Here is a 19435-nt window from a genome sequence, read left to right on the forward strand (position 1 = left end):
CAGGGAACCTTCTATGATTGTAGAAGGTTCTTTGTGTTTCTTAGGTGATAGTGGGTACAAATATAGAAAGGAGATAATATGTTTCATAAATATAAGTCAAGGGTGACAAGACTTGAGAATTCATTAGAGATCGACCAAGTAGAGGGCTACAAGAAAGTTATAAAGGAAATAAGAGAAGCCAATGATGACTTTATTAAAGACAAAGAGTTTTTCTATCATATGTTAGAAGAGTTTCCGCCTTTGAAAATTATAAAGAGTTATCATAAGACTTATCCCATAGAACTTTATCCAAGTGGTATCATGCTTGATGTGCGGATCAACTCAAAGCCCTTTAAATTTCTTGTAGATACAGGTGCTCAAGTTTCTTGCATACATGAAAAACACCTGTCAGATGAGGGGATGGTTGCGTCCTCTAAACACCTTGATATTGGAGATGCATTTGGTACCTTAAATGATATGAAGCTTGCTTATGCTAAAAGTGCAAGTATCTTAAACATGAAGATTGAAAACCTACCACTATTGGTCATTAAGAACCATCCCTTGTTGATCGGTGCTGATGGCATCATCGGATGGGATATTTTATCTTTACTAGACTTTGAACTTGATCTTGTAAATAAAGAAATAAAAATGATTGAAAAAGAAAAGGACATAGTAAATTTTCCTAAGAGCAAGTTTCCACTTCTTCTTGTATATGACTTGTCAAAACAAGTGCGTGTATTTGGCATAGATACAGGAGCTAAGAAGTCTTGGATTCATGAAAGACTTATTGAATCAAATAAGCTCAGTCTTGCATCAAGTAAGAATGTCAGATCTAGAGGAATCAATGGTATGGTTAAACGGAGAGTTTTGCTTGTTAAAGACTATCAAGTTATTATTGATAATCATATGGTGACATTTGAGAATATAGCTACTGGTTTTACAGCTTTGTTAGGTGACTATGAGTTAGATGGGGTTCTTGGCAGGGATATCTTGCTTTCAAGTAAATCACTCTTTTTAAATAGTGATGGTGGATTTCATTTAGAGACCTATTAAGAATTGTATGTTATTAGTATACAAACTTATTCAAATATCTACTCCATGAGTTGATATTTAAGTGCTTGAGTGATATGCTTTCACGGATTTAATCGAGACATTTCGTGGTATAAATATAATGACACTATTTAGGACGGAGTTTATTATGAGAAAAATCATGATGCTTTTTATGATATTAATTATGATTTGTACATCATCTTACGCTGAAGAGACATCAGTCATTGAAGATTATTTAGAAATCATTGAATCTCGTCAATTAACCCAAGAAGACTTAGATGATTATCAAAAGAATTATGGTGACAATAAGGACTATGAGGCTTTGGGCTTGTTTTTACAAGCGCGTCTTGACTTGTATAGTTTTGAGTATGAAGCTGCCTATAATAATTTACAAGCTGCTTTGAAACTTACTAATGACGACAGATTACTACTTGAACTTCATTACTATCTGGCAGAAATGGATCGTGAGTTTTATAAGATACCCTCTTCTTTAGATCATGCCAATAAGGCAAAAGTTTTGGCTGAAGCTTTAAATGATCATAAGCGAATGGCTGATATGGATTATATCATAGCCTTTATATTTGCAGACACCTATAATGATGATGACGCACTTTCTTTTTCGGAAAAGTCTTTAGACTTATCTGAAAGGATAAACTATGATTTTGGAATAGCCAAGGCTTACTTGTTCATGTCAAATATGAAATATTATGAAGATGACTTTGAAGGCGTTCTTGAATATACAAGACTTGCAAAAGAAGCGCTAGGGGACACCTATGTTAATAATGTCATGAGTGATGTAAGATTATTAGTCAAGTTTTATGAAGTAGATGCTCAAATTGCCTTAGATCAGATAGGAGACGCTGAAGAAGCACTCTTGGTCTTTATCCAGTCATTAGACTCACAAGATAAGTTTAATATTTCCTACATGTATCAGTATTTAGGCTCTTATTTTTACGACATAGATAAAGATAAATCAATAGACTACTACTTAAAGAGTTTAGACTATTACAATCAGTCTTCTTTAATAGCAAACGGCTATAATTTTGCATCAGATATTAACTTAGAACTGGGCCTTTTATCTTATGACACGGGGCAATATAAAAAAGCCGCTGAGTACATGTATGAGTCTATACTCGGTTATAATGATGCATCAGATGAAGATTACTCCCAACTATTTCAACAACTAGATGAATACAAGCTAGAAGATGTTAATGAGCAAATCAAGTTGCTTGAAGAGGTAAATCTTCTAAAGGAAAAAGAGATTACTTTATCTAAACGTCTCCTTTTGATATCTATCATTTCAATTGGTCTTTTACTGACGGGGACGACAGTCTTGATTTATGAAATAAGAAGCAAGCAGAAAGTCGAAAAAGAACTTTATATCAATTCGATTACCGATGATTTGACTAAAGCTTTTAATAGAGGAAAAATCATAGATTTAATAGAAAACAACATGAGCGAAGAAAATGGCCTAATCCTTTTAGACATAGACGACTTTAAGGTCATCAATGATACCCATGGTCATGCAGTTGGTGATGTTGTACTTGTGAAAATATCTGATGTCATAAGAGAAAGTATCAGAGACAATGACTTTCTTGGTAGATATGGTGGAGAGGAATTTATCATATTCTTAAAAGATGTAAGACAAAGTGAATTGAGTGAAATCGCTGAAAGAGTTCGAAAAAGTATTGAAAATATTAAATGGGATAGAGATATTAAAACAACAGCCAGTATTGGTGTGACAAAGTGTTTCTCTATGGATTTTGATGAGGTATTTCATAAGGTAGACAACCTTATGTATCAAGCCAAGGCTTCAGGTAAAAATAAAGTTGTGAATAGAGTGGATTAAGGATTGCCTGTGCAATCCTTTCACATTTTTTGCTTGCTGAGTAAGTTTTCACCTGCAAGCTGATTTTAAGCTGAAATGACTTATAGTAAATATGAGGAGGAACTACTATGTAAGTCATAATCAGTTTCATGTTTGCTTTGTTTTTAGTCAATGGAATACCACATTATATAAAAGGCTTGGTTGGTGAAAGGTTTTATACGCCTTTTTCATCACCACCGACCAAAGGCCAGTCCAGCCCACTTGTTAACGTGGTTTGGGGACTTTGCAATTTTTTGATTGCATTTCTAATCTATAAGTTTTTGATAGTCAATATGGATTTGTTAGCCTTTTGCCTTGGTGTGGTTTCTACATCTATCGTTTTATCCATTATATTTGCGGGAAACAATCATAATAAATAATATTTAGAAGTTATACATTAAGCCTTTAATGAGTAACTTCTTTTTAGATTGTTTACTTTTCTTTATGCAAGACTATAATTAGTTCTATAACGAAAGAAGGTATGACATGAAAAATTTAATTTATTATTTTACTGGAACTGGCAATTCATATGCAGTGGCTAAGTCCATTGCCACTGAACTAGGTGATACAGAGCTTATAAGAATAACAAAAAACATGGATAAGGTTGATAAAGTTGCTTTTACAAGGCTTGGCATTGTCTATCCTGTATACTTTGGTGCTGTACCTAGACCTGTTGTAGACTTTGTTTTAAATAAGTTAAAAGTAGATAATGCATATGTATTTTCTATAGCGACATGTGGTGGGATGGCTGCAGGTGCTAACAGTCATATGAAGATGATTTTGAATAGAAAAGGGATCAAGCTAAATGGCGCATTTGAAGTGTCTATGCCATCTAACAATCAAACATCTTATCCACCTTATTATAAAAGTCAGGTATTAAGTTCTCTTAAGCAGGTTGAGCAAAGTCTTGTAAGTCTTACCAATCATATAAATGATAGGGTCGACAACTATTCAGGTAGTTTCATGATGGGGTATGCTGGCAAGTTATTAAATCCCTTGATGGTAAGAAAAGATTGTGCTAAGAACTTTTATTCGGAATCCTCTTGTGATGGATGTGGCCTCTGCATGAGAGTATGTCCTGCTGGCAATATAGTTATAGAGGGACGTAAACCTATCTGGCACGAGGATTGTTACAAGTGTAATGCTTGTATTCAGCTTTGTCCTAAAGAAGCCATTCAATATGGTCAAAAAACGAAATTGTGGGGACGGTACAAACATCCTGATATAAAGATCAGTGACTTAATGATTAAAGACACAGCTTTTTAGCTGTGTCTTAGGTTTAAGTCAAAGTTTGATGATAGTTTATTGGTAATAAGAGCTAATATGTCAACCAGTTCCTCAGCTGATTCTTTCATACCGTTTTCTAACCAGCAAGTGATAATATTTGATAAAACACCAGTAAAGTAGGCTGATGAATAATCTCTATACTGTTGATTAGACTCAGATAAGTCACAACCAAACATAGACCTGAAGGCGCGAATACTTTTATCGAAGTTCTCGAAAAGTATGGGCAAAAGATTTTGATCCTTCATAAGCTGAAGTAGGTCGGTATGTCCTGTCCAAAACTGAAAGTAGGTAAGTGCAGTCAGTCTTTGATTGCTCGTATTTAAGTCGATGATCTCTTTTAGTAAGCTTTGGTTAAGCTTATCAAGTTCATAGTTTAAAACATCTTCTTTGGTCTGAAAGTGAGCATAGAAGGTTCTTCTAGTAAGTACGGCCTTTTCGGTAATGGATTTTATGGTTATCTTTTGATAAGGCATTTCCTTCATTAGGTCCATGAGATTTTCTGTAATAAGCTCCTTTGAACGTATGCCTGCCGGGTGTGCCTGATTCTTCAACATACTTATACACCTTCCTTATTATGAGTAAGAATACCCTAAAGTATTTACAAATGATTCTAGACTCATTATAATACATTTGACATTGTGTTACAAGTGTGAAAGTATGTGGAGGTAAATATGAAACTATTTTATTATACAGCAACAGGCAATTCACTGAGTATTGCCAAAAGTTTTAAAGGTAACCTTATTTCAATGCCTATTCATCTAAATGACAAAGATCATTATGAAGATGATGTCATAGGTTTTGTTTTTCCGTGTTATACAGGGGGGATTCCAACGATTGTTGAAGATTTCATTTCTTCTAATACCTTTAAAGCTAATTATATATTTGCCATTGTTACTTACGGCATGACAGCTGTTGGAGCAGAAGGGCTCTTTTTAGATTTGGCTAGAGAAAAAAATCTTAATATCGATTACATCAACAAGATCAGAATGGTAGATACTTCTTTGAAGTATTATGATATGAACAAGCAGATTCGAGGACTTGAAAGAAAGCAAGTAAATAAGTACCTAGCATCTATTAAAGAGGATGTTGCTTCTAGAAAAAAACGTAGTTCAAGAAATCCTATTATGCTTGCCTTGTCTAAGAGAGGTTATAAATCTTATAAAGATGAAATCGGTTTATGTGATCAAGCTTTTACAGTAGAAGACCACTGTACAAAGTGTCAGGTATGCATGAAGGTCTGTCCGGTAAATAACATCACAGTCGGTGATGGGGTTTTCTTTAAAGGAGAGTGCATCAGGTGTTATGCATGTACGCAAAACTGTCCTCAAAATGCCATTCGTGTGGACAATGAGAAAAGCAAAAGACGTTATAGAAATTCAGATGTGAAGCTTATAGATATCATTAATGCCAACCATGTTGGATAAGAAATGTTCCATTTGCCTTGTAGTCCTTTTTAATTATGGATATAATAATAGTATATTTAATTGGTATACTATGATGAGGAGGCAGAATGTATAACGCACATATCGTTTATAAATTTAAAGAAGGCATGTTAGAACAAGGTGTTTCTGTATGGAAGGAAGCAGTATATAGTAAGATCACGCAAGCTGAAGGCTTTATTAGAGTACAGCTTTATACAAATGGTAATGAAATGATGGCCATAGGTTCTTGGGAAGACAAGTCTTATGCTGAAAACTTTATGAAGACAGGTGTATTTAAAGATTTAATGGATACTTTTGGTGATTTCCTAGAAGAGGTACCTCTTAATAAGACTTACGAGCTGAGATACTTTGAATCTAAGGATTCATCGCCAAAGTATTAAGGGATCCATTATGAAAACTCATAAAAAATTTTACTGTAACATTGAACTTGCCTTAGATATTATAGGTGGTAAGTGGAAACCGCTGATCATCTATCATTTGAGTCATAAAGATGTCTTAAGGTTTGGTGCTTTTAAAAGACTGATTCCAGATGTGAATGAAAGAGTCCTCTCAAGGGCTTTAAGAGAACTTGAAGAAAACGACATCATTCATAGACATGATTACAATGAGAACCCACCACGTGTGGAATACAAGTTGACTCAGACGGGTAAGAATCTATCACCTATAATTGTAGGGCTAGGGAATTGGGGCAAGGATTACAATGAGACATATGAATATGCTGATATGGTTTTTATCAACCAATATGATGACGATTCTTGTTAAAACTGCTTAGGCAGTTTTATTTTTTTGCCCACTGACAAAAATGTCAGTACTTGTTGTATGCATTTAAATCACTATAATGAAGGTATAAATGAAGAAAGGAAGTAAAGAATGCATTTTACAGGACAAGTATACAGACATCCAATTGAAGCGAGAACACCTTTACTAGAAGTAACAGCCGGATGTTCTCATAACAAATGTACATTTTGCACTATGTACAGAAATACACCATTTAAGTTATCACCACTGTCTCACGTCGAAGAAGACTTGATAGAAATGAAGTCTATGGGCGTTGAGATAAAGAGAATTTTTCTTGTTAATGGCGAGCCGTTTATTTTGTCTACAGACAAGCTAGTAGAGATTAGCAACTTGATTCACAAGTATTTTCCAGAAATCGAGACCATCACATGTTATGCGTCAGTCAAGTCATTAAAGACCAAGTCATTAGAAGATTTAAAGAAACTTAGAAAACTGAAATACAATCAACTTCACATAGGATTAGAGACAGCCTATGACCCAGCTTTGAAGCAGATGAACAAGGGCTTTACACAGGCAGAGGCCTATGAGAACATAAAAAAACTTATGGATGCAGGTTTTGAATGGGACGCCATTGTCATGATGGGTGTGGCAGGTAAAGGCATGAGTGATATCAATGTAAAAGAGACTGCAAAACTTTTAAATGAGCTACCACCTTATTTAGTTTCTATAATGTCTACCTCTGTGTCGGTTGGTAGTGAACTTGAAGTTCTGAGGGATAAGGGTGAATTTATAGAACCGACAGAACGAGAGATGTTAGAAGAAGAGAAGAAACTATTAGAACTATTAGACTTTGAAGATGCCTACTTCTTTGGTGGTCATGTATTTAATCTGGCACCTATCAATGGTAGCTTAAAGATCAAGGAGAAGATCATCAAAGAGATAGATAATTACATTTTAAAGTTAGATGATCATATTTTAAATGGCACATATCAGAGACCAAATATATAGGAGGGAAGATGAAAAAAACAATCTTAATTACTGGAGCAACAGATGGCATCGGCAAGGTGACTGCTAAGATGCTTGGTGAATTAGGCCATCATGTAATCCTACATGGTAGAAGTCTTGATAAGGTTGAAAGTCTAAAAAAGACATTTCTTGATGAAGGCCTTGAAGCAGATGCTTTTGCAGCTGATCTTTCAGATTTTAATCAAGTAAAAGAGATGGGGCAAGATATCTTATCAAAGTATAAGTATTTAGATGTGCTAATCAATAATGCTGGTGTCTTTGTAACGGACAAGCTTCTTATAAAACACGGTTTAGATGTGCGCTTTGCTGTGAACACTGTGGCACCTTATTTACTGACTAAGCTACTCCTACCAGTCATGGATAAAAACAGTCGAGTAATCAACTTATCATCAGCAGCACAGGCGTCTGTTGATCTTGAAGCTGTTTCTAAAAGAGTAGCTATGTCAGATAATGAAGCCTATGCACAAAGTAAACTTGCCCTTACTATGTGGACCTATCAAATGGCAGATGAAGAAAGTCCTATTATGATTGCTCTTAATCCAAAGTCTTTTCTCGGCAGCAAAATGGTTCATAAGGCATATGGCACTAAGGGATATGACTTATCAATTGGCGGAAAAGTACTTTGCAAGGCATCACTTTCTGATGAGTTTTCAGACGCCAATGGCAAATACTATGACAATGATATAGAAATGTTTTCATCACCACATCCACAAACTTTTGACTTAGAAGTGAGAGACACGCTTACAAAAACCTTGAATAATTTAATCAGTGATTTCATCTAGTTATAGAATTCCATGAATCCACTTTCATTTCTGTGAAATATTGGGTATAATAATAGAGTATAGAAAATAATCTATAGAATGTTGAGGTGGGAAGTGGATAAAAATGTAGTTAGAGCTACGATGACAGATCAAGCATATGAGATCATTAAAAATAGAATTATCAAAGGTGACTATAAAGCAGATGACAAACTGACTGAAACAGGTATGGCTAAGAACTTAAACTTAAGTCCAACACCTGTTAGAGAAGCGTTTAATAGGCTGGTATCAGAAGGTTATTTAGTCAGTATTCCCTATAAGGGTGTATTTGTTAAGTCATATGATTATGACGATGTTAAACAAGCCTATTTGATAAGAGCACAGCTTCAAGGCCTTGCCATGAGGTTTTTATTAGAAAAAATCGACGATGAAGAGATGGCTGAGTTTGAAGATTTGTTGGATGCTGGTTTAAAGAACACAGAAGCACACATTTTTTACAGGTTTTTTGATTTTCAGAAGGCTATTTTTTCTAAATCTAGAAGCAAGGTGATCATATCTAGTATCAGTCCATTGGATGCTATTATCAATGTGGATCGGCTAACGCATGTTAGTGAAAAACCAGATTCGGATAGAATATGCAATCTTTTTATAAGCCTTATGGATGCAATGACTGAAAGAAATGTTGATGAGGCTGTGAGTAGTATAGAAGAAATCGTTGGTATTTCTATGGACATAGCACTTAGAAACATAGATGAGTTTATCTCTTAGAACCGGAAGGTTCTTTTTTTATAAACTAAAATACAATATTCTATAGAATTTCTTGACAACTCAAAACAATCATGCTATTCTCTATATACAATATTCTATAGAATATATAATTGGAGGTGGACATGGCCAGTAAGAGAGAGACATCAACTCAATATATATACAAATTATTAAGACAAGATATTGTAAATGGTGTCTATAAGGGAAAAGAAAAACTTCGTGAACTAGACTTAAGTGAAACCTATAATACCAGTACCACGCCAGTGAGAGAAGCCATGAATCGATTGGTATCTGAAGGATTTCTTGAAAGTATACCTTATAAGGGTGTTTATATTAAGGAGTACACGATTGATGATGTTTACGAAGCCTATTGGATTTATAACAGAATCCAGGTTCAATACTTTGAAAGGGCATTCAGAACATTAAGTGATCAGGCACTTGGTGAACTTGAAAACCTTTTAAAAGAAGGGCTAGTAGGAGATCAAGAGATTCATATCTATGAGCGGATGCAAAAGTTTTTTAACAGACTTAAGACTTTGACCAAAAGTTCCATATTGGAGTCATGTTTAAAAGGCATATATGCAGTTATAAACCTAGAAAGCGGTATTAGAGATTCAAAGTACATTGAAGAAGAAGTTTTGCATGATCTTTATAGGGGAGTCCTTAAAGGATTCAATAAAAGAGATTTAACAATAATTGAATTTTATTTCTGCAAATTGACTGAACTTACTTCATGTCATATCAAGTTTGCAGATAAGTATGATATAAAAATGTAGGTGATTATATGTATGAGTTCTTGCTTCTTATAAATTTATTTGTTTTAGTATTTCTTCTTACGAACTTATTGTTTAAAAAAGGCAAGTTTAGAAGTGGTCAAGATCTGTATCAGCTGGATAGAATAACTGACAGAATACAATCTCTTGCAGATGAGAGAGTGCCTTTTGGACTTGTTATGATTGATATCATAAACTTCAATGCCATTAACAGCAAGTATGGTTATGCTGTTGGTGACAAAGTTTTAATAAGAATTTCTAGGATTCTTAAGGAGATGACACATTTTTATGATGTGGGTCATTTAAGGTCAGATAGATTCTTGATGCTGATCAACTCAGAATCCAACTTAGAATCTTTGTCAAAGCTACTTGATCATAAACTTAGTAAAATCACTCTTGATAAAATAGACTTTCATTTGAGTGGTTCAATGGGCGTTGCCTATAACGAGGAAGGTATCAATACATCTGACTTAATAAGAAATGCTGAAGCAGCCCTCTTAAGTGCTAAAATGTCTGAGTTTGAGGATATACATGTCTACTCTGACACTGATAGTATATGTAAAAATGGTCATCTTATATTTTCATTAAGAGATGCCATTGACAATGATGAAATATATCTTGAATTTCAGCCTATTTACTCTAGTCTTAGTAATCAAGTCGTAGGCTATGAAAGTTTAGCTAGATGGGCCTCGAATAAACATGGAAAAGTGCCACCAAATGTCTTTATTGAACTTGCTGAAAAAAACGGCTTGATTCATGAGATTGGCCAATTAATTACATTAAAAGCACTAAACTTTATAAAAACCATCAATGAATACAATCCTTCAATATACGTTACAATAAATGTCTCACCTTTTCAGCTATATAAACCTGACTATGTTAACCATCTTATTGAAAAAATAAATGAACTAAAGATCAATCCTAGAAACGTCGCTATTGAAATAACAGAAACTATCTATATGAAAAACATCCAACAGGCTAAAACTATTCTAAAGACACTGAGAATGTATGGTATCAGAATCTTTGTTGATGACTTTGGAACAGGCTACTCATCCTTAAGTCAGATTAGAGATCTACCCTTAGATGTGATTAAAGTGGATAAATCATTTGTAGATCAAATGGATCATGAAGATGATATGTTTGAAATATTTATGAGTATTGCAAAGAAGTTTGATTTAAGTATTGTTGCTGAAGGCGTTGAAAAGAAAGTTCAATACCAAAAGCTTCAGAATTATGGTTGTCATTTACTTCAAGGATATTATTTGAGTAAGCCGCTTACTTATGATCATGCCTTGAGTTTAATGAAATAATATGTCTAATTTTTAAGGAGCGTTTATGAGATCGATTAAGTTAAAAGTTATGGTGGTATTTACTATAGTAATTTTATTGATTACATCAATTATCGGTGTAATAACTGTTAGTTTTTTAAAAGCTGGCATAGAAATGAGTACTCATGATAATCTAAAACTGGTTGTCAGTGAGGAAGCCAAGTACATTTCATCCCTTGTCTCAAGTGAAATGAACTATATAGAAACCCTTTCAATGGGGCAAAAGGTCATAGATGCAGTGGATAAAAACAAGGTCCAGACCGACTTTTTTGAAAGTGAAATGAATAGAAAGGATTACCTAGGTTTTGTTGTTTCAGATAAAAACGGTAAAGCGCATTCATTAGATAGAACCAAAACATCTGTTGATATATCTGACAGAATATATTTTAAAGAAGCCCTAAAGGGCAAGACCTATATTTCAGATGTCATTATCAGTAAAGAAACTGGTATGCAGATGATCGTTATTTCACAACCCATTGTTGAAGATGGAGAAATTATTGGTGTTTTTACTGGAAACAAAGATATCTCATCTATTGGAAGTATTGTCAAGTCATTTAAGTACAAGGAAACAGGTTATCAATACCTTTTAAACAGTTCAGGTACAACAATCGCACATAAGAATCATGATCTTGTTCTATCAGGTTACAATGTTGTAAAAGAGGGTGATTCAGAAGATGGTTTATCTAAGTTATTCAAAGAACAAATGACAAAAAAGGAAGTAGGTTCAGGGCAATATGAGTTTGAAGGTCAAGAGAAAGTCGTTGCATTTTCGCCTGTTCATCAAACTGAATGGATATTAGTAGTTGGTATAGAAAACTCTGAGGTTATGTCGGAAATCAAAACTGTCACCAGCATATTTATTGGATTGACTCTAGTCATGATTGTAATCGGTGCAGGTATTTCATATGTAGTCAGTAGTGGCATTTCAAATCCAATCATATACTTGTCAGCCTATATTGATGAACTGTCTACTTTGAATTTTACAAGAAAAGAAGACCAAACACTTATTAAGTATCAAAAACGAAAAGATGAAGTGGGCCTTATATCAAGGTCTTTAGATGAAATGAAGCTTAATATAGTTGATTTTATCAGGTTTACTGGTGAGTCAGCTGAGCAAGTGGCAGCATCGGCTGAGGAACTTACAGCTACTTCAGAAGAAGCTTCGACATCAACAGAAGAAATTGCACGTACCATTGAAGAAATTGCATCTGGTGTTACAGAACAAGCGAAGGATACAGAAAATACAGCCATTCACCTAAATGATTTAGACAAGCTAATAGAAGAAGAAGCCCACTTTATTGATGAGCTGAACCAGGCTGCTAAAAACATTGAACAGGAAAAAGAAGAAGGCTTTGTAATCCTTTCTACTCTGATTGAAAAGACAGACAAATCAAGAGCAGCATCCGGTGATATCTATCAGATCATCATGAACAACAAATCAAGTGCAGAAAAGATAGAAGCAGCCAGCAGCATGATTGAATCGATAGCTGATCAAACCAACTTACTAGCCCTAAATGCAGCCATTGAAGCTGCTAGAGCAGGTGAAGCTGGAAGAGGATTCTCAGTAGTAGCTGATGAAATTAGAAAATTAGCTGAGCAGTCGAGTTCCTTTACCAATGAGATTAAAGAGGTAATTTTAGACTTAAAAAAGAAGTCTGAAGATGCTGTTGATACAATGAATGATGTCAGTCTTATTGTTGCTGAACAGGATAAGAGTGTTCAAATGACAGAGGATAAGTTCAGGCAAATAGCAAGCGCCATAGAAAGTGTGGAGACGCTTATTCATCGTTTGAATGCATCTCAGTTAAAGATGAGTAAGAATAAAAATGAGACACTTGATCTAGTTAATAACTTGTCGGCTATATCAGAAGAAAATGCAGCTGGTACGCAACAGGCATCTGCCAGTATGGAGGAACAAGCAGCGACAGTTGAAGAGGTTGCAAGTTCAGGTGAAAATCTAGCAGTCATAGCAGAAGAACTAAGAAACTTAATAGAAAAGTTTAAGATATAATTAAGTCCCTTGCAGTTTTCTGCGAGGGATTTTACTTTGTAGATTTCTGGGTATATAAATGTAAACGGAAAGGATGTAATATGACAGATATTCAAGATAAAATCACTCAATATGACCTATTAATCTCAAAACTTGGTGTAGAAAGAAAAGGTAAAACATCTCCTTATACATCGGTTGGTGGCAACATGTATACCATGCTTAGAAAAGACGGTGTATTAGGTATTAGGTTGTCTAAAGAAGATAGAGATAAGTTTATGGCTGATTATGATGCATCAGCTTTTGAAAACTATGGGGCTAAAATCAAAGAGTATGTAGAGATTCCTGAGTCGGTTTTCTATGATACAGACTTAATGGTTAAACTATTAAAAAAGAGTTTAGATTATACCAAAACGCTTAAAAAAAAGGCGACTAAGAAAGTTGTTAAAAAATCTAAAGAGGTTTCTCTAACCTATAAAAATGGTCAGGTTAAATCTGAGGTAAAAGGGGATCTGATGATTCATTATTTTCAAGATGGTAGTCTTAAATCTAAAGGCAAATATCTTGATGATAAAAAAGAGGGAAAATGGATATTCTACAGAAAATCAGGCCAAATTCTAGAAGTAGCCCATTATAAGTCTGATCTAAAAGATGGGGAATTTATACGTTATGATAGCAAGGATAAGATAGCTTATCACGTGATTTTTAAAGCAGGAAAAGTAGTAGAGAAAATCTATTAAAATCGAGGTGTTTACCCATGTCAGCAGGGGTTGTGAAATTGTTAATCATTTCACATTATTCTTTAATATAAGACTTTATAAGCTATAAAGACTAGGCATAGACTCATTTATTTGATAAACTTACATTATCAATTAGAAGGAGTTATACATGAGTGACGTAATTGGCGCAGTAGACCGCGCATTAGATATTTTGATTTACTTGTATCAAGAGGGAAATGAAAAAGGCATCTCTGAAATGTCTCGAGATTTGGGGATGCATAAGTCTACCATACATAGAAATTTAACGACGCTTGAGAAGAAAGGTTTTGTTTATCAAAATCTAGAAAACGGCAAATATTGGTTGGGTATGAAGCTCTTTGCAATCGGGAAACGTGTAGAAGATAAGTTGTCCTTTACCAAGGTCGTGGCACCTTTTACAAAAGAACTCTTTCAGGAGTTTAAGGAAGTTGTCAATGTATCTATTCTAGATACCAAAGGACCTAATGGGCCTAAGTCTATCATTATTCATAAAGAAGAAAACGAGAGTCAAGTTTTGACCGTAAATCCTAAAGTCGGTTCGTCTAGTGACTGTCATTGTTCATCTGTAGGCAAGTGTTTACTGGCCTTTGGTGATAATATACCATTTGATGAATATAAAGAAATTGAACTGCCAAAGTATACTGAAAATACCATATCAACTTGGGATGATTTATTGGATTGTCTTGAGGATGTAAAAGTCAATGGTTATGCAATTGATGAAGGAGAGTTAGAGATTGGACTGACTTGTATTGGTGCGCCGATACTTGATAGAAACGGTGTTGCAGTAGCTGCAATCAGTTTGTCTGGACCGACTCATAGAATGCATGATGGTGACTTTAAATATAAGATCCGTAAAGTAAAAGATATAGCAAGAATGATCAGTAATCAATTGTAAATGCCTCTGGCATTTTCTTTTTTTGAAAAAATACTTGCCATATGAAGATTATATATGCTAACATAAATATAGATAAAAAAGAACGGCGTTCCTACTGGCGGAACGTTATAAAAATAATCAGTTAAAGGAACGGTGTTCTACTCAATAGAACGGAGGGCTAAATGAAGATACTTGTTATTAATCCTGGAGGGACTTCCACAAAGATTGCTGTCTTTGAAGACTATGATCTTTTGTTTAAAGAGTCTGTTGAACATACAGCAGAGGACTTGTCAAAGTTTGAAAGAGTGTTTGATGAGTTTAACTATAGAAAAGACTTAATAGAAAATGCATTAAAAGATCATAACTTTAACATGGATGACCTTGATTGTGTTGTTGGTAGAGGTGGCTTGATGAAAGCCATTGAAGGTGGTGTTTATCCAGTCAATCAAAGAATGGTTGATGATCTTAGAAATAGAATCAATGGTGAGCATGCATCTAATTTAGGTTCAGTAATTGCAAGACATATAGGAGATGAACTGAATCTACCGTCTTTCGTAGTAGACCCTGTCTCAGTAGATGAGTTTGAAGATGTGTCTAGAATAACTGGCTTAAAAGACATTAAAAAGGCCTCTTGGCTACATGCTTTAAATCATAAGGCTGTCTGTAGAGATGAGGCTAAAAAAATGGGTGGTAAGTATGAAGACTTTAACTTTATTGTTGCACATCTAGGTTCAGGAATTTCTATTGTACCACATAAAAGAGGAAGAATGATTGATGGCTCAGGTGGGCGTTCTGACGGACCATTTTCACCAGAAAGATCAGGTGGCCTTTTAACATATGATTTGATCAACTTATGTTACTCAGGCAAGTACAGCCACAAAGAAATGGTTTCAAAAGTTTCAACCATAGGTGGTATGTATGATTATCTTGGGACTAAAGACATGAGAGACATTGAAAAGAGGATTGATCAAGGAGATAAAGAAGCAGAGCTGATATTCGATGCCTTTGTGTATCAAATAGCCAAGGAAATATCACAATATGGCGCATCTTTAAGAGGTGCAGTGGATAAGATCATTTTAACTGGTGGTATCTCATACTCTGAAAAAGTTGTTACTGGAATAAAGGATAGGGTTTCTTACTTGGCTGATGTAGTTGTAAAACCAGGTGAAATGGAGTTAGAGGCTTTAGCCCTTGGAGCAATCAGGGTGTTAACAGGTGAAGAAGAACCAAAGGAATATGTGTAGGTGAATCATGTATAAAAATTTTGAAGAAATTATGAAAGCTGCCAAGTCTTCAGGACCATATAACTTATGTGTTGCAGCAGCAGAAGATAAAGAAGTTTTAAAAGCCGTCAAGTTGGCTAGCGATATGGGAATCGTTCAACCTATCTTAATAGGTGATTCAGATAAAATAAGGGCTTATTGCAAAGACATTGATTTAAATGATTACAGGCTGCATGCAGCATCCTCACCAGAGGATGCTGCAGGAGAAGCCGTGAAACTTGTGATGAATGGTACGGGTGATATTTTGATGAAAGGCCTTGTCAACACAAGTGTCTATATGAGGGCTATCCTCAATAAAGAAGCCGGTATGAGAACCGACAAGCTTCTGAGTGTTTTGGCAGTCTATGAAGTACCTGGTTATCATAAACTGATTTACGCAACAGACTCTGGAATCAATGCGGCACCAGATCTAAGTCAAAAGAAAGATATTTTAAATAACGCATTAGGGGCTATTAAGTCTATGGGCATAACCATGCCAAAAGTCGCAGCTCTTGCTGCCAATGAACTCGTCAATCCTAAAATTCAGGCAACGGTAGATGCAAAAGGCCTGGTGGATGCAGTAGCATCAGGTGAAATTGACAGCTGCATCATAGAAGGTCCAATGGCATTTGATGTGGTCTTTAGTAAATATGCTGCAGAACATAAAGGCATAGATAGTCAAGTGTCTGGTGATGTAGACCTACTGGTTTTTCCTAATATTGAAACAGGAAATGTTCTTGGTAAGTCATGGCTACACTTTAACAAGGCTAAATGGGCAGGAATTGTACTGGGTGCTAAGAAACCGGTCATTCTAAGTTCTAGATCTGATACAGCTCAGATAAAGCTAAATGCAATTGCGCTGGCATGTCTATCATCTAAGGAGGCTTAAATGAAATTATCTTCAAGAATCGATGTAATGAAACCTTCAGCTATTAGAGAAGCTGGAAAATTAATCGCTGCTAAGAAAAACTGTATTTCATTTGCAGCGGGTTTACCTTCTCCTGATTTTATTCCAGTTGAAATAATCAAGGAGATTACAGAAAAAGTATTAAATGAAAATGGGGTACAGGCCTTGCAGTACGGTCCGACAAAAGGGCATGAGCCTTTACTTCATAAGATAAAAGAACGTATGCATAAAAAAGGCATGCCTTGTGGTATTGAAAATCTTCAGATTACAACAGGTTCTCAGCAAGCCATATCCTTTTCGGCCATGCTATTTCTAGATAAAGGTGACACCATCATTACTGAAAACCCATCTTACTTAGGTGCGCTTGCATCGTTTGCACCATTTGAGTGTCAGGTAAAGGGTGTTAATGCTGACTCTGAAGGCATGAAAATGGATGAGTTAGAAAAACTTTTATCTGAAGATAAAAAAGCCAAAATGATTTATGTTGTGCCGAATTTCTCAAACCCAACAGGTAAGACATGGTCATTAGAAAGAAGACAAAAGTTATATGAGTTGGCTTGTAAATACGACCTGCCGATTATTGAGGATGATCCATATGGTGAAATCAGATTTGAAGGCAATCATGTGCCGTCTATTAAATCTATGGACATTGAAAACCGTGTTGTTTATTTGGGATCCTTTTCAAAGATCTTCTGTGCAGGCTTAAGAGTGGGCTGGGTTATGGCAGCACCTGACTTGATTGACAAATACGAAATGATCAAACAAGGGGCTGACTTACAGTCTAATCAATTGGCTCAGATGCAGGTTGAAACGTATTTAAACAACTACGATATAGATGCACAAGTCGATAAAATCATAGAAGGCTATAAGTCTAAGAGAGACTTGATGTGTCATTTGATAGATGAACATTTTCCTAAATCAATATTAAGAACAAAACCTGAAGGTGGTATGTTTGTATGGCTAGATTTACCTGATGGGGTAGATGCGACAGACTTACTGCACAAGGCTTTGGACATTGATGTAGGTTTTGTACCCGGTGGTCCTTTCTTTGCTGAAAAGGGTCATGAGAATACCATCCGATTAAACTATTCAACCATGAATCCTGACCAGATAGAAATCGGAATTAAAAAGTTAGGAGTACTCTTCCATGATGAGCTCTAAGGGTCTGGAAAAAACACTCAAGTACAGATGGCTTGTTTGGGGCGTGATGGTCGTCTCTTATGCACTTGTGTTTTTCCACTCATTTTCAATGGGGGTCGTTAAAGACCATTTGATTAAGGACTTCGCTTTAACAGAGTCCACATTTGTATCCATTGGTAATGTGTACTTCGTCCTTTACTTACTCATGCAAGCACCTACTGGTATTTTAGTAGATACATTGGGATCTAGATGGACGGCTACATTAGGTACTCTTATAGCTGCCTTTGGTATTTTGATATTTTCTTTTTCTAATACGATTGCACTGCTTTATATAGGCAGGTCTTTGGTCGGCTTGGGAACAGCAGTCATATTTGTATCTATCATAAAAATACAATCTGCTTGGTTTAGAGAAAATGAGTTTGGTACCATAACCGGTTGGACCTGTTTCATAGGTGTCATGGGTGGGGCGATTGCTCAAACCCCCCTAGCTTTAATGGTTGAAGCTTTAGGCTGGCGATGGTCATTTAGACTGATTGGCATTGTTTCAGTTGTTATAGCAGGTCTGATTTACTTGATTGCAAGAAACAGACCTTCAGAACTAGGTTTACAAGAAATACATGACCATGTTTTAAATGAAAAACCAAGTGTCAAAGAGATTTTCATAGGTTTGTTTAAAGTATTTATCAATCCTAGAACATGGCCACTATTCTTTATGTATGCAGCCTTTTATGGTTCATATGTTGTGATAACAGGCTATTATGGCACCTCATTTGTTGTTGAGGCCTACGGTTTTACACTGATTGATGCATCTTCATATTTCATTGCAGTGATCATCGGTGCAGCACTTGGTTCTATTTTTGTAGGTACCTTGTCAGACAAGATGGCGTCAAGAAAAAAGCCGCTTATAATGGTTGGGGCTTTATATATGGCAACATGGGGCTCTATGTATCTGTTTACAAAAACATTGCCGCCAGCATGGACATTATGGCCGCTTCTCTTCTTGCTGGGCTTTGCATCCTGTGCTTATGTCATTTCATGGCCAGCTGTTAAAGAAGTGAATGATCCTAAGTATGTCGGTGTAGCAGTAGCTGTTGCTAATATTGGTGGTTTCTTTGGAACCATAGTCATACCGCCGATTGTAGCAAGAGTCATCAGTAACAATGCAGGCATACTGGCCTATCAGAAAAGCTTTTTCTGGGTCTTTGTTATTACCATAATTGGATTTGGTGCATCTCTTTTTACAAAAGAAACTGGATGCAGAAATATATTTGAGATGAAAGGAAATAGACATGAAAGTAAAAGTAGATCAAAAGCGATGTAAGCAATGTGAACTTTGTGCAGTTAATTGTCCTAAAGAAGCCATATCATTTACAGAGACTTTTAATGAGTTTGGTTATAGGACAACACAAATAGAGAATGATAAATGTATTGCATGTGGTATGTGTTACATCATGTGCCCAGATGGCGTTTATGAAGTGTTAGGATAAGGAGGAT

The 19435-nt window shown here is 35.5% G+C and carries 20 protein-coding genes; 19 read left to right on the forward strand and 1 reads right to left on the reverse strand.

The window, feature by feature from the left end; all coding sequences use genetic code 11:
- Nucleotides 1–78 precede the first annotated feature (78 nt).
- The 3 genes from EZV73_RS02500 (at nucleotide 79) to EZV73_RS02510 (ending at nucleotide 4162) form a co-directional block, all read left to right on the forward strand.
- Nucleotides 79–1032, forward strand: coding sequence for an aspartyl protease family protein (locus EZV73_RS02500; RefSeq protein WP_240838005.1), 954 nt, complete (start codon nucleotides 79–81; stop codon nucleotides 1030–1032).
- A 145-nt stretch (nucleotides 1033–1177) separates the two neighbouring features.
- Nucleotides 1178–2878: a GGDEF domain-containing protein gene (locus tag EZV73_RS02505; RefSeq protein WP_240838007.1), complete on the forward strand. Its 1701-nt coding sequence runs from the start codon at nucleotides 1178–1180 to the stop codon at nucleotides 2876–2878.
- Nucleotides 2879–3382: 504 nt separating this feature from the next.
- Entirely contained in the window at nucleotides 3383–4162 is a 780-nt protein-coding gene (locus EZV73_RS02510; protein ID WP_240838009.1) for an EFR1 family ferrodoxin, read from the forward strand.
- On the opposite strand, the gene EZV73_RS02515 is transcribed toward EZV73_RS02510, so the two are convergent.
- Nucleotides 4159–4737 carry a TetR/AcrR family transcriptional regulator gene (locus EZV73_RS02515; protein ID WP_240838011.1) on the reverse strand — a complete coding sequence of 193 codons (579 nt, stop codon included), beginning with the start codon at nucleotides 4735–4737 and terminating at the stop codon, nucleotides 4159–4161. The two genes, EZV73_RS02510 and EZV73_RS02515, sit on opposite strands and share 4 nt — an antisense overlap.
- Before the next feature lie 117 nt (nucleotides 4738–4854).
- Here EZV73_RS02515 and EZV73_RS02520 point away from each other — a divergent pair, with 117 nt between their 5' ends.
- The 16 genes from EZV73_RS02520 to EZV73_RS02595 all read left to right on the forward strand — a co-directional run bounded on the left by EZV73_RS02520 (nucleotide 4855) and on the right by EZV73_RS02595 (nucleotide 19428).
- Nucleotides 4855–5607, forward strand: coding sequence for an EFR1 family ferrodoxin (locus tag EZV73_RS02520; protein WP_240838013.1), 753 nt, complete (start codon nucleotides 4855–4857; stop codon nucleotides 5605–5607).
- An 86-nt stretch (nucleotides 5608–5693) separates the two neighbouring features.
- Nucleotides 5694–6005: an antibiotic biosynthesis monooxygenase gene (locus EZV73_RS02525; RefSeq protein ID WP_240838015.1), complete on the forward strand. Its 312-nt coding sequence runs from the start codon at nucleotides 5694–5696 to the stop codon at nucleotides 6003–6005.
- A 10-nt stretch (nucleotides 6006–6015) separates the two neighbouring features.
- Complete coding sequence (locus EZV73_RS02530) at nucleotides 6016–6387, forward strand: helix-turn-helix domain-containing protein (protein WP_240838016.1); 372 nt, start codon at nucleotides 6016–6018, stop codon at nucleotides 6385–6387.
- 108 nt (nucleotides 6388–6495) lie between these two features.
- Entirely contained in the window at nucleotides 6496–7371 is an 876-nt protein-coding gene (locus EZV73_RS02535; RefSeq protein ID WP_240838017.1) for a radical SAM protein, read from the forward strand.
- Between the two features lie 8 nt (nucleotides 7372–7379).
- Nucleotides 7380–8171, forward strand: a complete 792-nt coding sequence (locus EZV73_RS02540; RefSeq protein WP_240838018.1) for an SDR family NAD(P)-dependent oxidoreductase — start codon at nucleotides 7380–7382, stop codon at nucleotides 8169–8171.
- Between the two features lie 93 nt (nucleotides 8172–8264).
- Entirely contained in the window at nucleotides 8265–8915 is a 651-nt protein-coding gene (locus tag EZV73_RS02545) for a GntR family transcriptional regulator (RefSeq protein WP_240838019.1), read from the forward strand.
- A 122-nt stretch (nucleotides 8916–9037) separates the two neighbouring features.
- Nucleotides 9038–9688, forward strand: coding sequence for a GntR family transcriptional regulator (locus EZV73_RS02550; RefSeq protein ID WP_240838020.1), 651 nt, complete (start codon nucleotides 9038–9040; stop codon nucleotides 9686–9688).
- Nucleotides 9689–9696: 8 nt separating this feature from the next.
- Nucleotides 9697–10995: a bifunctional diguanylate cyclase/phosphodiesterase gene (locus EZV73_RS02555; protein ID WP_240838021.1), complete on the forward strand. Its 1299-nt coding sequence runs from the start codon at nucleotides 9697–9699 to the stop codon at nucleotides 10993–10995.
- 25 nt (nucleotides 10996–11020) lie between these two features.
- Nucleotides 11021–13024, forward strand: a complete 2004-nt coding sequence (locus EZV73_RS02560) for a methyl-accepting chemotaxis protein (protein ID WP_240838023.1) — start codon at nucleotides 11021–11023, stop codon at nucleotides 13022–13024.
- A gap of 80 nt (nucleotides 13025–13104) precedes the next feature.
- Nucleotides 13105–13740 carry a toxin-antitoxin system YwqK family antitoxin gene (locus EZV73_RS02565; RefSeq protein WP_240838025.1) on the forward strand — a complete coding sequence of 212 codons (636 nt, stop codon included), beginning with the start codon at nucleotides 13105–13107 and terminating at the stop codon, nucleotides 13738–13740.
- Between the two features lie 148 nt (nucleotides 13741–13888).
- Entirely contained in the window at nucleotides 13889–14653 is a 765-nt protein-coding gene (locus EZV73_RS02570) for an IclR family transcriptional regulator (RefSeq protein WP_240838028.1), read from the forward strand.
- 161 nt (nucleotides 14654–14814) lie between these two features.
- On the forward strand, nucleotides 14815–15876 hold the full coding sequence (buk, locus tag EZV73_RS02575; protein ID WP_240838030.1) for a butyrate kinase: 1062 nt from the start codon (nucleotides 14815–14817) through the stop codon (nucleotides 15874–15876).
- Between the two features lie 7 nt (nucleotides 15877–15883).
- Nucleotides 15884–16783, forward strand: a complete 900-nt coding sequence (locus EZV73_RS02580) for a phosphate acyltransferase (protein WP_240838032.1) — start codon at nucleotides 15884–15886, stop codon at nucleotides 16781–16783.
- Nucleotides 16784–17962 carry a PLP-dependent aminotransferase family protein gene (locus tag EZV73_RS02585; protein ID WP_240838034.1) on the forward strand — a complete coding sequence of 393 codons (1179 nt, stop codon included), beginning with the start codon at nucleotides 16784–16786 and terminating at the stop codon, nucleotides 17960–17962. It begins immediately after the preceding gene.
- Complete coding sequence (locus EZV73_RS02590) at nucleotides 17949–19262, forward strand: MFS transporter (protein ID WP_240838035.1); 1314 nt, start codon at nucleotides 17949–17951, stop codon at nucleotides 19260–19262. The genes EZV73_RS02585 and EZV73_RS02590 overlap by 14 nt, the downstream gene beginning before the upstream one ends.
- The gene (locus EZV73_RS02595) at nucleotides 19231–19428 is read left to right on the forward strand and encodes a 4Fe-4S binding protein (RefSeq protein WP_240838036.1); all 198 of its coding nucleotides are present in this window, start codon (nucleotides 19231–19233) and stop codon (nucleotides 19426–19428) included. The genes EZV73_RS02590 and EZV73_RS02595 overlap by 32 nt, the downstream gene beginning before the upstream one ends.
- Nucleotides 19429–19435: the final 7 nt, after the last annotated feature.

It is taken from the genome of Acidaminobacter sp. JC074 (genome assembly GCF_022496765.1).
Lineage (GTDB): Bacteria > Bacillota > Clostridia > Peptostreptococcales > Acidaminobacteraceae > JABXKX01.

Coding starts and splice junctions, on each gene's coding strand:
- EZV73_RS02585 (WP_240838034.1), top strand. CDS start 16,784: ATGAAATTATCTTCAAGAATCGATGTAATGAAACCTTCAGCTATTAGA.
- EZV73_RS02580 (WP_240838032.1), top strand. CDS start 15,884: ATGTATAAAAATTTTGAAGAAATTATGAAAGCTGCCAAGTCTTCAGGA.
- EZV73_RS02540 (WP_240838018.1), top strand. CDS start 7,380: ATGAAAAAAACAATCTTAATTACTGGAGCAACAGATGGCATCGGCAAG.
- buk (WP_240838030.1), top strand. CDS start 14,815: ATGAAGATACTTGTTATTAATCCTGGAGGGACTTCCACAAAGATTGCT.
- EZV73_RS02535 (WP_240838017.1), top strand. CDS start 6,496: ATGCATTTTACAGGACAAGTATACAGACATCCAATTGAAGCGAGAACA.
- EZV73_RS02505 (WP_240838007.1), top strand. CDS start 1,178: ATGAGAAAAATCATGATGCTTTTTATGATATTAATTATGATTTGTACA.
- EZV73_RS02500 (WP_240838005.1), top strand. CDS start 79: ATGTTTCATAAATATAAGTCAAGGGTGACAAGACTTGAGAATTCATTA.
- EZV73_RS02595 (WP_240838036.1), top strand. CDS start 19,231: ATGAAAGTAAAAGTAGATCAAAAGCGATGTAAGCAATGTGAACTTTGT.
- EZV73_RS02525 (WP_240838015.1), top strand. CDS start 5,694: ATGTATAACGCACATATCGTTTATAAATTTAAAGAAGGCATGTTAGAA.
- EZV73_RS02515 (WP_240838011.1), bottom strand. CDS start 4,737: ATGTTGAAGAATCAGGCACACCCGGCAGGCATACGTTCAAAGGAGCTT.
- EZV73_RS02570 (WP_240838028.1), top strand. CDS start 13,889: ATGAGTGACGTAATTGGCGCAGTAGACCGCGCATTAGATATTTTGATT.
- EZV73_RS02560 (WP_240838023.1), top strand. CDS start 11,021: ATGAGATCGATTAAGTTAAAAGTTATGGTGGTATTTACTATAGTAATT.
- EZV73_RS02520 (WP_240838013.1), top strand. CDS start 4,855: ATGAAACTATTTTATTATACAGCAACAGGCAATTCACTGAGTATTGCC.
- EZV73_RS02590 (WP_240838035.1), top strand. CDS start 17,949: ATGATGAGCTCTAAGGGTCTGGAAAAAACACTCAAGTACAGATGGCTT.
- EZV73_RS02530 (WP_240838016.1), top strand. CDS start 6,016: ATGAAAACTCATAAAAAATTTTACTGTAACATTGAACTTGCCTTAGAT.
- EZV73_RS02555 (WP_240838021.1), top strand. CDS start 9,697: ATGTATGAGTTCTTGCTTCTTATAAATTTATTTGTTTTAGTATTTCTT.
- EZV73_RS02550 (WP_240838020.1), top strand. CDS start 9,038: ATGGCCAGTAAGAGAGAGACATCAACTCAATATATATACAAATTATTA.
- EZV73_RS02565 (WP_240838025.1), top strand. CDS start 13,105: ATGACAGATATTCAAGATAAAATCACTCAATATGACCTATTAATCTCA.
- EZV73_RS02510 (WP_240838009.1), top strand. CDS start 3,383: ATGAAAAATTTAATTTATTATTTTACTGGAACTGGCAATTCATATGCA.